Origin of the sequence: Pantoea sp. S61, assembly GCF_016625145.1 — a bacterium.
In the GTDB taxonomy this organism is placed as follows: Bacteria; Pseudomonadota; Gammaproteobacteria; order Enterobacterales; family Enterobacteriaceae; genus Pantoea; species Pantoea rwandensis_B.
Genome location: NZ_JACVUO010000005.1, coordinates 17333 through 30447 on the forward strand (window position 1 = coordinate 17333; position 13115 = coordinate 30447).

13 protein-coding genes are annotated in these 13115 nt (G+C 54.2%); 1 reads left to right on the forward strand and 12 read right to left on the reverse strand.

Features of this window, described 5'->3' with window-relative positions; translation table 11 throughout:
* Positions 1-5: 5 nt before the first annotated feature.
* From IAE30_RS11990 to IAE30_RS12010, 5 genes are read right to left on the reverse strand one after another with little or no spacing between them, the layout of a single operon-like run.
* Positions 6-785 (reverse strand): heme ABC transporter ATP-binding protein, encoded by a 780-nt coding sequence (locus IAE30_RS11990; RefSeq protein WP_200679779.1) that lies wholly within the window; start codon positions 783-785, stop codon positions 6-8.
* A complete protein-coding gene (locus IAE30_RS11995; protein WP_234472743.1) occupies positions 778-1779 on the reverse strand; it encodes an iron ABC transporter permease in 1002 nt (333 codons plus the stop codon). The genes IAE30_RS11990 and IAE30_RS11995 overlap by 8 nt, the downstream gene beginning before the upstream one ends.
* Complete coding sequence (locus tag IAE30_RS12000) at positions 1772-2596, reverse strand: hemin ABC transporter substrate-binding protein (protein ID WP_200536723.1); 825 nt, start codon at positions 2594-2596, stop codon at positions 1772-1774. Before IAE30_RS12000 ends, IAE30_RS11995 begins: the two co-directional genes overlap by 8 nt.
* The gene (locus IAE30_RS12005; protein ID WP_200536722.1) at positions 2593-3615 is read right to left on the reverse strand and encodes a hemin-degrading factor; all 1023 of its coding nucleotides are present in this window, start codon (positions 3613-3615) and stop codon (positions 2593-2595) included. Before IAE30_RS12005 ends, IAE30_RS12000 begins: the two co-directional genes overlap by 4 nt.
* 50 nt (positions 3616-3665) lie before the next feature.
* Entirely contained in the window at positions 3666-6035 is a 2370-nt protein-coding gene (locus IAE30_RS12010) for a TonB-dependent receptor domain-containing protein (RefSeq protein ID WP_200679781.1), read from the reverse strand.
* A gap of 230 nt (positions 6036-6265) precedes the next feature.
* Here IAE30_RS12010 and IAE30_RS12015 point away from each other — a divergent pair, with 230 nt between their 5' ends.
* Positions 6266-6556: a SelT/SelW/SelH family protein gene (locus tag IAE30_RS12015; RefSeq protein WP_045814714.1), complete on the forward strand. Its 291-nt coding sequence runs from the start codon at positions 6266-6268 to the stop codon at positions 6554-6556.
* A gap of 199 nt (positions 6557-6755) precedes the next feature.
* Here the strand turns inward: IAE30_RS12015 and IAE30_RS12020 are convergent, their stop codons facing one another.
* The 7 genes from IAE30_RS12020 to IAE30_RS12050 form a co-directional block, all read right to left on the reverse strand.
* Positions 6756-7295 (reverse strand): PadR family transcriptional regulator, encoded by a 540-nt coding sequence (locus tag IAE30_RS12020; RefSeq protein WP_052696526.1) that lies wholly within the window; start codon positions 7293-7295, stop codon positions 6756-6758.
* Between the two features lie 90 nt (positions 7296-7385).
* Positions 7386-8168, reverse strand: coding sequence for a siderophore-interacting protein (locus IAE30_RS12025; RefSeq protein ID WP_200679783.1), 783 nt, complete (start codon positions 8166-8168; stop codon positions 7386-7388).
* A 430-nt stretch (positions 8169-8598) separates the two neighbouring features.
* Positions 8599-8808 carry a hypothetical protein gene (locus IAE30_RS12030; protein ID WP_038644869.1) on the reverse strand — a complete coding sequence of 70 codons (210 nt, stop codon included), beginning with the start codon at positions 8806-8808 and terminating at the stop codon, positions 8599-8601.
* Between the two features lie 184 nt (positions 8809-8992).
* The gene (locus tag IAE30_RS12035; RefSeq protein WP_045814716.1) at positions 8993-9859 is read right to left on the reverse strand and encodes a helix-turn-helix domain-containing protein; all 867 of its coding nucleotides are present in this window, start codon (positions 9857-9859) and stop codon (positions 8993-8995) included.
* Positions 9860-10114: 255 nt separating this feature from the next.
* Positions 10115-10279: a DUF2474 domain-containing protein gene (locus IAE30_RS12040; RefSeq protein ID WP_071845593.1), complete on the reverse strand. Its 165-nt coding sequence runs from the start codon at positions 10277-10279 to the stop codon at positions 10115-10117.
* 1 nt (position 10280) lies between these two features.
* Positions 10281-11285 (reverse strand): cytochrome d ubiquinol oxidase subunit II, encoded by a 1005-nt coding sequence (cydB, locus tag IAE30_RS12045; RefSeq protein ID WP_045814717.1) that lies wholly within the window; start codon positions 11283-11285, stop codon positions 10281-10283.
* Positions 11286-11287: 2 nt separating this feature from the next.
* A complete protein-coding gene (locus IAE30_RS12050) occupies positions 11288-12703 on the reverse strand; it encodes a cytochrome ubiquinol oxidase subunit I (RefSeq protein ID WP_200679785.1) in 1416 nt (471 codons plus the stop codon).
* Positions 12704-13115 lie beyond the last annotated feature (412 nt).

Consider the following 13115-nt stretch of genomic DNA (forward strand, 5'->3'; position numbering starts at 1 on the left):
CGGCTTTAAGCCCGCAGCTGAATTTGCGGCCTGCCCTGCTCTTGCGGCATCACCACGTGCAGCTCAGCCTGATACCAGCGCGTTAGCGTCGTTTCCGTCATCACCTCTTGCGGTGAACCTTGTGCCACCAGCTTGCCCTGATGCAACAGCAGAATGCGATCGGACCACAGCGATGCCAGATTGAGATCGTGCAGCACGGTACAGACGCTAAAGCGGCCGTTACGCGTCAGCTTATGCAGCAATCGCAAACTGTACTGCTGCCAATAGAGATCGAGTGCCGACGTCGGCTCATCAAGAAACAGCCAGCCGCGTGGACCGTCATCGTGCCATAACTGTGCCAGTACTCGCGCCAGCTGCACGCGCTGCTGTTCCCCGCCAGAAAGCGAACGATAATCGCGCTTTGCCAGTTCCAGACTGCCTGTAATCTGCATCACTTCCTCGATCACCGCTTTGGATTTGCTGGCAGGCCAGGGCGCACGGCCCATCGCCACTACTTCTTCAGCAGGCAGCGGGAAAGTTACGCTGTTTTGCTGGCGCATCACCGCACGACGTTGCGCCAGCGGTTCACGCGGCCAATCGCTTAACGGGCGATCGCCGAGCCAGCACTCACCCGCTTCGGGCGCCAGAAATCCAGTCAGCAGGCGCAACAGCGTGGATTTACCCGCGCCGTTGGGGCCAATCAAAGCGATCATTTCGCCTGGCTGTAAGGTGATAGAGACATCATCAATCAGCGCACGCGTGCCATGACTAAAGCGCAGGCCGCGAGCCTGCATTGAATCACTCATTCATCCCCCTTTTCTGGCGCAGAATCAGCCAGAGAAACCATGGACCACCGATCAGGCTGGTGATCAATCCCACCGGCATTTCCGCCGGGACCACCACCGTGCGCGCCAGTGTATCCGCCAGCAATAGCAAGATGGCTCCCGCCAGCGCCGAACCCGGCAACATCCAGCGATGATCGCTCCCGACATAGAAACGCATCACGTGCGGCACCACCAATCCGACAAAGCCGATAATCCCGCTCACCGACACCGCCGTGCCCACCAGCAGCGCACTCAGTACCAGTAACTCACGCTGGGTGCGCTTCACATCAATCCCCATGTAATGCGCGTCTTCCTCACCGAGTTGCAGCAGATTAAGACGGCGCGCACGGGTCTGGATGGCAATTAGCGCAGGAAGAATCAGTACAGCACACACCGCCAGACTCGGCCATTGTGCGGCGCTCAAACTGCCCATCCCCCACAGCGCCAGCTGGCGTAACTGCTGATCATTACTGAGCCAGGAGAGCACGCCCACTGCCGCACCGCACAAGGCGTTGATGGCGATACCGATCAGTAGCAAACGTGACAAATTCCCCAGCGCCAGCCGACTAAAACTAAAAATCAGCAGTGTGACGATCAGGCTGCCGATAAACGCTGCAATCGATGGCAGCCACAGCGCCAGTAATGGCGGCAAACTGAGCGGCACTACAATCGAAACCGCTACCGCCAGCCCGGCCCCGCTGCTGATGCCGAGCAACCCCGGATCGGCCAGCGGATTGCGAAACAGGCCCTGCATCACTGCGCCAGACACCGCCAATGCCATACCGAGCAACACCGCCAGTAACACGCGAGGCAGGCGGATGTTCAGCCAGATTTGCCACGCCATATCGCTGAGTGGCGCATGGAACAGCGTGCGCATCGACAGCGGCATGGCGCCAAAATTGGCGGCCATCAGCATGCAAATCACCATGCTGATGCCCATCAATAGCAGCCAGCGCATCACGGCACTGTTAGTCATGTTTTACCGCTTCGGCGGCTTTGCGCAGCTTCACGATAGTCTCCGGTGTATCGAGACCAAAGCTCAGTAGCGCCATCTCATCCACCACCAGCAGCGCGTGGTGCTGGCCCGCTGGCGTCAACGCCAGCCCCGGCAGCGACCAGATTTTCTCTTCGCCGCCGAGGGTGCGCAGGCCATCTTCACCCACCACCACCAGATCCGGCGCGGCAGCAACCACACCTTCCTGTGACAGCTGCTGATAATGCGGGATCGCCGCCATGGCGTTGACCAGACCGGCACTGCGGATTGCGGCATCAGCGCCCGTTTGGTTGCCTGCTGCCTGAGTGCGCATGCCACCGTGCGCCATTACAAACAGCACCTTCACCGGCAACGGCTGCTGGGGAATCTGCGCGCGCTGCTTGTTCACTTTCTCGATCAGCGCCTTCGCTTCGGCATCACGATGCAGCGCTTTGCCGATGGTGGCGATCTTTTCCGGGATGGCGTCGAGGCTGGTTTTGCCGGTGACATCCACCACCTTCACCCCAGCGCTCTCAACCTGCTGCAACACCAGCGACGGTTTCGCCAGCTCGCTGGTCAATACCAGCGTGGGCTTCATGGCCAGAATGCCTTCGGCATTGAGCTGGCGCATATAGCCGATGTCCGGCAGCTTGTTAGCCTGCGCCGGATGCTGGCTGGTGCTGTCGCGCGCCACCAGATCGGCCTGCGCATCCAGCGCATAAATGATTTGTGTCACATCACCGCCGATGGAGATCACCCGTTCAGCAGCAAATGCCGGCAGCGCCAGCGCGCCCAGCAGTAATAGGGTCAGACGTTTCATGCTGTCGCTCCCAGCGCGGTGACCTGCTCACGCCAGCGCGCCTGCTCTGGCGTCCCTTCGCTGCGCTGACCATACAGTTGCGCGATCTGCGTGCCGTCGGCGGCAAACAGTTCGAGGCTGGTGACAAAGCCATCGCCACTCGGTTTCCGCGTTACCCAGCTCTCGGCGATATGATCGGCCATCAGGTGCAGCGTAAAGGTTGGGTTGAAGATGTTGACCCAGTTGTCCATCGGCATCAGTTTCTCCACCGCACCAGTGAAGATCTGCGTGCAACCACGGTTGCCGATAAAGATCATGATTTCGTTACCATCCTGCTGCGCCTGCTCCAGCAGTTGAGCCAGTGAATCGTTGCTGACCTGGCGTGCCAGATCTTCGGGCACCGCGTGAAACGCTTGCTGGCGTGAAATATTGTGGCGCTTCAGTAGGCCAAAGAACTGATGCACATCGGTCATGGCGCGCCATTCGGCTTCCACTTTGCTGGCATCAATGGCGCGGCTATGTTCTGGCGCGGCGGCAGGTTGTGGATCGAGTGCCGCAGCGGCTTCGACGGTGAATTCTGCGATCAGCGTATCCCATGCCGCCATGTCGGTATTGTCGGTGGTGTAGATTTTCAGCACCGCATCCGCATGGCGATCAAAAATCTGGATGCTTTGACGCTCACCGCGCGCGGTCTGCTCACGCAGGAAGAAGGCGCTGTGCCACTGTGCCGGGAACAGACGCTGATCGAGCGCGCGTGGGTTAAGAATCAGTCCGGCATGTTCACCGAGGTGCAGGTTTTCATATTTGCCCACCTGCTCATGCACCGCATATTCGTTGCGGGTGATGCTTTTGGTTTCGCCGACGGCTGCCAGTGCCTTCAGCAACGCCGGGAAATCCGCTTTTAACGCTTGCGCATCCTGGTCGACGCGCGCTTCACACAGCTGCGCTTCGCCAATGCCCATCAGGGCCGCCAGATCGCGGGCATACTTCTTCGGATGTTCGCCTTTCAGCGCCAGGTAGTGATCGTAACGTGGGTTCATTGCACTTGCTCCATGAAAAGGCCCTGCGCGAACGCAGGGCGAAAATGCGATTAGAAGTCGACGTTCACACCGAGCTGGAAGGTGCGGCCTGGCTGAGTTGCCAGTGCGATATCGTTGCGATCCTGTGCGGTATCGCTGGTCATTTCGCGGCTGCTCAGGTAATCCCAATATTTACGATCTGTCAGGTTATACACGCCACCGCTCAGCTTGACGTTCTTCGCCACCTGCCAGTACGCCGTCAGATCGACCATCCCGTAACCCGGCACACGCGCGTAATCGGTGGTGGAATCGGTCAGTGCAGAACCGGTATTGGTATAGCTCTGGCGGTTGGTCGCCGTGGCCTTCTTGCCCTTCACGAAGGTTGCCGTCACCGCTGCACCATACTGGTTCTGTGGCGCATCCCAACCCAGCCCCAGCACCGCTTTCATTGGCGGTACGCTTTCCAGATCGACGTAACGGTCGCCGAGGTAGCTCGACTTCGATTTACCTTCGTTATAGCTAAAAGCAAAGCGTGCGCTCAGGCCCTGCACATCTTCATACCAGGTGCCGAAATTCACTTTTCCACTCAACTCTGCACCATAGATATAGGCTTTATCGCGGTTCTCTGCCTGATAAGTGGTGTAAATGTTGCTCGGAACGTTAGTGAATTTATTCGGGTTGCCGGAACGGGTGTAACGGTTATAGGCGATGAAGTTTTTGTAGGCGTTGTAGTAAACCGCCGTGTTCATCACCACGCCTTCGGTCGGCTGTCCTTTCAGACCCCATTCGAAGTTGTTGCTGGTTTCAGTGTCCAGATCCGCGTTACCAATCAGCGCATATTGCGCTCTACCCGCATAGCTGGAACCCAGGTTCCATGAACCATACAGCTGGCTGGCGTTCGGGAACTGCGCGCCGCGTTTGTATTGCAGATAAGTCATCAGGGTTGGCGTGAGCTCATACTGGAATGCCAGCGATGGCAGAACTTGCGTATCGCTGTTGCCAGAGCCGTACAGCGTGTCGACTCCTGATTCGGTCAGCACGGAGCTGCCGCTGGTCAGGCTGCTGAGGTTCTCGGGCTTGGTATTTTGGTACGCCACGCGCACGCCCGGCACCACCGCAAAGTTGTGGCTATCCAGGTCGAAGTTGATCTTATCCTGCACAAAACCGCCGAGCGTATAGCTGCGGCTATCTGCTTCAGGCTGCATGATCACACTGAATGTACTTGGTGTCGGTGACTGGCGGAATGGGCGTTCGGTTTTTTCCAGACATCCATTCAAACCGGCAGTCAGCTCATGACGACCCAGCGTTTTAGCCAGATTGGTTTCAAAACCGTAGCTGTCCGTGTTGTAGTCAGAGTAGACCGTCTCATAGGCTGTCGCGCTTGAAGGCATATAAGTATTGTCATGCGCTTCGGTGTGCTGCCAGTAGACACGTGAGGTCAGGCTGTCGATGAAATCGTTGTACGGCGTGTATTCGTCCGCCAGGCTCAAGCCAAAGCGACGGGTATCGCTCTGCTGTTGTGCCGTGCCGTAAACGGTATTGCCTGAAGTATCCCAGCTGTCGTAATGGGTGTGATTAGTTTTGTGATAGAAGTCGGCGGTACCGGTGATTTTGTGCGCATCATTCGGCTCCCACACCACGCTGCCCAGCAGTGCGTCAGAGTGCCAGTTGGCTGGATATGCCCCACGGCTCGCATCGTTGTTTTGCGTTTCCTGACCATCGCGGCGGCTGTAGACAAAGATACCGCGCAGTTCCTCATCACCTGCTGCCGCAGTGATGCCGTTGTGCCAGCTGCGATTGGAAGAATCGAAGTCGCTCTGGTAGCCAAAATAGGTGGTTTTATCCGGATGTAAGTAGTCGTCTGGCGTCTTATTACGGAACGAGACCGCACCACCAATCGCGGTGTTGGGCTGAGAGACAGACGTCGCGCCTTTATCGATATCCACGCGACCAAACATATAAGGGTCGATGTAATCGCGGCCAATACCAAAGGTATCTAAACCGGCGCGGCTGACGTAGCTGCGTCCGGTAGCATCCGGCAGAGAAACGCCGTCAACGTTGATATCGACGCGGTTACTTTCCAGACCACGGATGTTGTAGCCAGTGTAACCCGCACGATCGAAGCCACTTTTACCCGCAGAAGAACCACCGCTGGCACCGGTTGCTGTTACGCCGGGTTCGTAGCGCATGATGGTACCGAAATCATTGCCGCCATCACGCTGCATATCGGCGGCGGTAATGGTGCTTTTGCTACCGGCTTGTTTCTCCAGCTTCGGTGCAGTGACCGTCATGACCGACTCTGCAGTGGTGGATTTGTCAGAAGATAAAGCAAGTGTCGTGTTATCGCTGGCCGCGTAGCTGCAAGCGGCGTGAATAGCGGAAGACAAAATGGCAACTTTAAACAGACGTTGCTGGGTCATTCCCTGAAAGAGTGAAGACATGCGCGAAATACCTGGTTAATTGTTAGTATTCGCTCACTGGATTGCCGCCAAAAAAACGCGATATGCGTTAATAAACCGTAAAATGTGTGGACTTATTTTATGTAATAAATAATTTCGTCAGGAATGTAATGCAATTGGTAATCATTATCAATAAACTTTACACTAAGATGTATCTTAGACCGCACATTTTGTTAACTTGTTTATAATCAATAATTAAGAAGAGGCTCCTGATGGCGCAAAAACCGGCTGTGACCATTTACTACTGCACTCAATGCAACTGGCTGCTGCGTTCGGCGTGGATGGCACAAGAACTGTTGCACACTTTTGCCGAAGATTTGAGCGCAGTGACGCTAAAACCCGGCACCGGCGGTGTGTTCGAAATCAGCATTGATGGCACGGTGATTTGGGAGCGTAAACAGGAAGGCGGATTCCCGGATGCAGCGGCGCTGAAACAGCGCGTGCGTGATTTCTGCTGGCCGGATCGCGAGTTAGGACATGTGGATAAGAAGAAGCCGGGCTAATCCCCGAGCGGATAGATGCGCACATTCGAATGGCAATGAACATTCCAGAACGGCGATTTATTGCGATCAATGGCTTAATTATCGGCCTGCTGTTTCAGCGGCTGTGACGGGCGATTTTTCGCGATGACTAACGTGGCCATGTCAGAAAGTGAGATAGCTAATCGGCACGGAAGGCATTTATTCTGCTGGCCAGGTACGATTAGCTATTCGCGATTTTCTCTGTCGCTTCGTTCAGTGCATTTATCACAATTTCCAGCGACTCAGGCGAAATATCTTCTTGTGATAAACGATGATTCAGCGTGTGGCGAATATGATGAATGGCCTGCTCGACTTCTGGAATACTGCGATTATTGACCAATATCGCCAGCGAAGTCAGACGCTCAATAATATTGGCAATATTCTCGCCGTTCTCGGCTAATAACGCGCGACCGCCATCATTGAGCGCATAAGCTTTACGCGATGCATGCGCATCCACCACGCGGATCGCATCCATCTCTTCGAGCAACGTGAGGTTAGGATAGATGATGCCAGGGCTGGGAGAGTATTCCCCTTTGGACAGCTCTTCTACTGACTTGATCAGCTCATAGCCATGCGCAGAACCGTTGGCGAGGAAGTGCATCATTAACAGGCGGATATCACTGGCATCCAGCATCCTTTCGCGGCGCTTTTTACGCGCACCAGCACAGATTGCACGTTGTGCATTATCGGACTGCCATGGAAAATCCCGCTGCTGTTTCATTGCCTTCCCTGAGGTCAATTAAGGGAGGTTGATAGTAGTCTGCCGCCTGGCAAAATTCAACACAGGCGGCAGCGGGCGCGGCGAAGTCAGTTATTTCTGATGCCAGTACGCCACCGCACGCACGAAGTCGGTGTGGGCACCACGGCGTTGCGTGAAGTAGTCGCTCAGCAGTTTTACCGCCTCACCTTCACCCGTCAGCCAGATGAAATACTCTTCTGTTGGCAGTGAGATCTTATCCAGCTGCGCAATCAGCGGGCCGAGGTTATCCACCTGCATGCTGCCACTGCCGAGCCAGGTCACCTGCACATTCGGCAGATCACCGAGGTAATCGCGCCCGGTGGTTTCATCGGCGTAGGCCAGCAGATGGATCTGCTGCGCCTGCATCTCAGCGTAACGACGCTTAAAGGCTGGCAGCCCGGTCTCATCGCACACGTAAATCTGGCAGGCATAATCCACGGGCACTACGCAGGAGCCACGCGGGCCGCCCATGGCGATCTGATCGCCTGGCTTCGCCTCATTCGCCCAGTTGCTGGCGACGCCGCCATCATGGATATAGAAATCGAGCGTCAGTGAATCGGTGCCGTTGAACGCCAGCGGGGTGTAATCGCGAGCTGCCGGGCGTACGCCGCCCGGCCAGACGATCCCCTCTTCGGTCATTTGCGGCAAAGCCAATGCGCTGCCCGCATTGTCCGGGAAGAAAACTTTAATGTGATCGTCGAATGACGGTGAATTAAAGCCCGCCAGATCGCTGCCGGTAAACTCAATGCGCCAGAATTCACCGGCAATTAAAGTTTTGCTCGCCACGGTGATATGACGGAAGCGTAATTCGTTGCGTACGCGCTTGGGTGCGCGATCGTTAATGTTTTTTTGCAAGTGTTCTCTCCAGGCAAAGGCGTGAATGAGTGTGCCCCTGCGATGACTTATCCTGAGTGGCAAGATGCCTCCCCTAAACTGAGATTACCGCAGCTTGAGAGTCGTTCACGCCAAACGTTATCGAAAATCATTCTCATCTGACGTTGGCTAGCATAGTTATGATATATCTTCGATGCAATGCCGAAAAATGCTATTGGGAAAAGTTGCAGAATTTTCGGCGTGGCTTGCACCGGTTGGAGCAGGGACTAACGCCAACTGAGTTTTAGGGGGAGAACCGCAGTTAATGCAGTTAATGCAGTTAATGCAGTTAATGCACTTAAAGAGGATTGCGTTCGATGAGCGGGCAACGTCAGGCAACGATCGCGCCGCAACAAACGTGCGGCGTGTCATCGATAGTCATGGGGTAACGCGCGGTAAAACGAGAGGGAAATCAGGCCTGATGATTACCGCAGTTAACGAAGCTATTGTCATCCTGGCTGTGTTGCGGCAGCGGGTTATCGCCCAAAATTTCATGCTGCTGGCAGTGAGTCTGATGAGGATGCAGGCCGCCCGGCGGAGAGAAAGGCTCAGCCATCTGTGCACTTGCCAGCGAGGAAAACGCCACAAGCGCTGTCATGAGGAACAACGGTAAAAGTCGCATAATTTTTTCTTTTTCACTTTGACGGTCCAGAGCGGACCAGGAATGCAGGTGATTATCCAGCCTGATGTATGGCGGCTGGTGTTTTACGCGGCCAATCAGGTTTCGATGAAGGATTTTACGCCAGTTACGGCGAATATTTTATAAAATCGTGCGGTTAGTCACAGTTAACCGCACGATTTATGCATTAGCAGGTGGAGACCGGAATGTAGAACGTGCCCTGCAACAAATCAGGCGTGCTGTATTTCAGATCCAGTTTTAGCAGATCTTTACCTGCCCGACGCGCCACGCCCAGTGCCGGCAAGTGGTTGTAGTAAATTTCTGCGGTAAATGCATTGATCTCTTCCGGTGCGCCATGCCAGTCAATCTCGGCATACAAGCCGCTTTCTCCGGTCCAGTTCTGCACATTGCGCGGCAGCACATCGGCATACTGGCTTTCCAGCGCCTGGAATAAGCTAATGTGCTGCTGGTCGGCAGAATTCACGCCTGGGCTGAACTGGAATCCCAGCCAGCCACGGCTGACATGCTTACCGGCAAAGCGGACAAAATCGCGGGTATGCTGCGCGACCACCTGATTATGATGATCGATGTACTCGCCAAAGCGGCATTCCCACTCAATCACTTCACCACACAGTTGCAACTCCGGCTTCTCGGCCAGACGCGCGTTGACCCACGAACGCTGCGTGGAAATACGACTGTGGAAATCCTTCATCAGCATGTCCGGGATGCGGCGATAGGCGCCGGGCGTCATGGAGAAGTGGCTTTTGAATACCCTCGTGAAATTCTGCTGGTTATCGAAGCCAAAGCGCACGGCAATATCGATGAGCGGCATGCTGGTCAAACGCAGCGCCATCGCTGACATGGTCAGGCGACGCTTACGCGTATATGAGGCCAGCGTTTGGCCGGTCATCTCTTTGAACATGCGCTGCATGTGCCACTTGGAGTAACCAGATTTCAGGGTAATCAGATCGATATTGAGCTCATCGGTCAGATTCGCCTCTATCCAGTCCACCAGATCGTTGATGTACTGTTTTTTAAGATTCAGGCTGAGCATGATTTTTTCAATCGAGTGATAAGTGTGAAGGTAATGAATTTGCGCGATTAGTCACATAAATATAACAAAAACGTATTACTTACGTAAGGAAGAGTAAAGGCAGCGAGGCGGGAAAAGCATTAATTGCTTAGGTTACTAACGTTTTCAGGTCAATTTTACGCTGCGATAATGTGAATAAGGTCGCCATTACCGGCGACCTTCACGCGATTTTTGTAATGGAGTGCACACTGTTGTAAATCTTGTTACTCCGCAAACCTAGTGCGTATGCATGCCTGCTGCGTTCATCATCATACGAAACAGTGATGCCACTACAGCGAGTGCCAGCACACTGGCTCCATAGATGATGACCAGCCACATCACCCGCTTCCACCATGGAGACGGCGTTACTCCGTCTTTCATTTTGCTGACTTCGATTGGCATATTAATGGTACCCCTCATCGGCTTTGATTTTTCCGCGAAACACGTAATAACTCCAGAAGGTGTAACCCAGAATCACCGGGATAATCAGTAAACCGCCCACCAACATAAACGCCTGGCTGCTGGCCGGAGACGCGGCCTGCCAGATGGTGATCGACGGTGGCACGATGTTTGGCCAGATGCTAATGCCCAGTCCGGAGAAGCCGAGGAAAATCAGCGCCAGCGTTAAAAGAAACGGTGAGTAATGCGCCTCACGTTTGATGGCACGCACAATCCCCCACGAGCACAGCACCACCAGCAGCGGAACAGGCAGGAACCAGAACAGGTTCGGTCGTGAGAACCAGCGTTGCGCGATATCCGCGTGGGTGAGCGGCGTCCAGATACTGATAATGCCGACCACCAGTAGTAACGTCAGGGTGAGTGGCGTCGCCAGCGCTGACATTTTGCGGTGCAGGTCGTGCTCGGTTTTCATAATCAGCCAGGTGCAGCCCAGCAGTGCATAAGCGATCACTAAGCCCACACCGCAGAACAGTGGGAACGGTGCCAGCCAGACCATTGCTGAACCGACATATTCACGGCCTGATACCGGGAAGCCATTAAGGATGGCGCCCACTGCAACGCCCTGACTAAAGGTCGCCAGCAGCGAACCGGCGATGAACGACTTATCCCAGAACGGACGATGCTCTTCGGTGGCCTTGAATCGGAACTCAAATGCCACACCGCGGAAAATCAAGCCGATTAGCATCGTGGTTAATGGGATCGATAACGCATCCAGCAGCACCGAATAGGCCAGAGGGAATGCACCAAATAGCGCAGCACCACCCAGTACCAGCCAGGTTTCGTTACCGTCCCAAACGGGAGCCACAGTATTGACCATCATGTCGCGCTCAATCGGATCTTTATTGAACGGCAGTAGCAGACCAATGCCCAAATCGAAGCCATCCATTACGATGTACATCAGGGTGCCAAACACGATGATGGCGAACCAGATAATAGAAAAGTCGATCATGGTTACTGCTCCCCGCGCTTATGAGTATTGGCAGCAGATAACGGGCGAGCTGGAGTGAGCTGCTCTCCGGGACCACCGTGCGCTACTTCTCTGCCTTCTCCGGTCACTGGACCTTCTTTAATCAGCCGCATCATGTAGTGATAGCCGACCCCAAACACCGAGCAGTAGACCAAAATGAAGGCCATCAGGCTGATGCTCATGTGCAGATTGCCATGGGCAGAGACCGCATCAATAGTGCGCTGCACGCCATACACTACCCACGGCTGGCGGCCCATTTCGGTGGTAATCCAGCCAGCCAGAATGGCGATCAGTCCCGATGGCCCCATCAACAAACAGAACCACAGGAATGGTCGCGACTGATACAAACGCTTCTTCACCCGCAGCCACAGGCTGATCACGCCCATGCCGATCATTAACAGGCCTAGCGCCACCATCACGCGGAACGACCAGAAAATCACGGTAGAGTTTGGGCGATCCTCTTTCGGGAAGGTTTTCAGTGCCGGAATTTGCTTCTCCAGACTGTGGGTCAGAATCAGACTGCCAAGGTAGGGAATCTCCAACGCATATTTGGTGCGCTCCTGCTCTATATCCGGCACGCCGAACAAAATCAATGGCGTGGGCTCACCCGGCTTGTTTTCCCAGTGCCCTTCAATCGCCGCAATTTTCGCAGGCTGGTATTCCAGAGTATTCAGACCGTGCGCATCGCCGAGAAATGCCTGAACTGGCGAGACGATTAATGCCATCCACAATGCCATGGAGAACATCTTGCGCACTGCGGGATTGTCATTGCCGCGCAGCAGATGCCAGGCCGCAGAGGCGCCGACAAAGAAGGCACTGGCGAGAAAAGCCGCGGTGGACATGTGCAGTAAACGGAACGGGAATGACGGATTGAAGATGATTTTCAACCAGTCCTGCGGCACCACGACCCCATTCTCAATAATGTAACCCTGAGGGGTGTGCATCCAGCTGTTAGAGGCCAGGATCCAGAACGTTGAGAAGATGGTGCCCAATGCCACCATGCAGGTAGCAAAGAAGTGCAGCCCCGGCCCCACGCGGTTCCAACCGAATAGCATCACGCCAAGGAAACCGGCTTCAAGGAAGAAGGCGGTTAACACTTCATAAGTGAGCAGTGGCCCGGTGATACTGCCGGCAAACTGAGAGAAACCACTCCAGTTAGTCCCGAATTGGTAAGCCATTACCAGCCCGGAGACCACGCCCATACCGAAGTTCACGGCAAAGGCTTTAGACCAGAAATGATAGAGATCGCGATAGGTCTCATTACGGGTTTTCAGCCACATCCCTTCGAGCACCGCCAGGAAACTGGCGAGGCCGATGGTGATAGCCGGAAAAATAATATGGAAGGAGACAGTAAAGGCGAACTGTATCCTTGCCAGGTGAAAGGCATCTAATCCAAACATTGCTTACCTCATTGCCACAAAGTGCACTGGAATTTTTACTTATAATGAACAACAGCGTGCGGGAATCTATTTCGTCTTATCGGATGAAAGGTCGCACTAATGTAAAAGGAAGCAGTCAGAACGAAAATAAACAGAGGAAGTCTTTAAAACTATAACAGTGTTTGTTGATAACGATCATTGTCTTCATCAAAGACTAATTGATTGATATCACAGACCTAAGGTTAACAACCCTCGGTTATTGTAGCGATGTTGTTATTAATCTTCGCGCTAAGATCTCATCGTTACCAGTTAACTCTCTCATTTGATTATTTTTTAGTGCGGATAACAGGAAGGTTAATTCAATCTTTCGCCAGATAGCGTGTCAATAATTCCAGACAATATGATGTTATCTCGATTGTTAATTAAAATAGCC

Excerpts from the sequence above, each read along its gene's own strand:
- IAE30_RS12040 (WP_071845593.1), bottom strand. The coding sequence starts at position 10,279 with ATGCCAATCGAAGTCAGCAAAATGAAAGACGGAGTAACGCCGTCTCCA.
- IAE30_RS12050 (WP_200679785.1), bottom strand. The coding sequence starts at position 12,703 with ATGTTTGGATTAGATGCCTTTCACCTGGCAAGGATACAGTTCGCCTTT.
- IAE30_RS12015 (WP_045814714.1), top strand. The coding sequence starts at position 6,266 with ATGGCGCAAAAACCGGCTGTGACCATTTACTACTGCACTCAATGCAAC.
- IAE30_RS12020 (WP_052696526.1), bottom strand. The coding sequence starts at position 7,295 with ATGAAACAGCAGCGGGATTTTCCATGGCAGTCCGATAATGCACAACGT.
- IAE30_RS12010 (WP_200679781.1), bottom strand. The coding sequence starts at position 6,035 with ATGTCTTCACTCTTTCAGGGAATGACCCAGCAACGTCTGTTTAAAGTT.
- IAE30_RS12005 (WP_200536722.1), bottom strand. The coding sequence starts at position 3,615 with ATGAACCCACGTTACGATCACTACCTGGCGCTGAAAGGCGAACATCCG.
- IAE30_RS11990 (WP_200679779.1), bottom strand. The coding sequence starts at position 785 with ATGAGTGATTCAATGCAGGCTCGCGGCCTGCGCTTTAGTCATGGCACG.
- IAE30_RS12030 (WP_038644869.1), bottom strand. The coding sequence starts at position 8,808 with ATGCGACTTTTACCGTTGTTCCTCATGACAGCGCTTGTGGCGTTTTCC.
- IAE30_RS12000 (WP_200536723.1), bottom strand. The coding sequence starts at position 2,596 with ATGAAACGTCTGACCCTATTACTGCTGGGCGCGCTGGCGCTGCCGGCA.
- IAE30_RS11995 (WP_234472743.1), bottom strand. The coding sequence starts at position 1,779 with ATGACTAACAGTGCCGTGATGCGCTGGCTGCTATTGATGGGCATCAGC.
- cydB (WP_045814717.1), bottom strand. The coding sequence starts at position 11,285 with ATGATCGACTTTTCTATTATCTGGTTCGCCATCATCGTGTTTGGCACC.
- IAE30_RS12035 (WP_045814716.1), bottom strand. The coding sequence starts at position 9,859 with ATGCTCAGCCTGAATCTTAAAAAACAGTACATCAACGATCTGGTGGAC.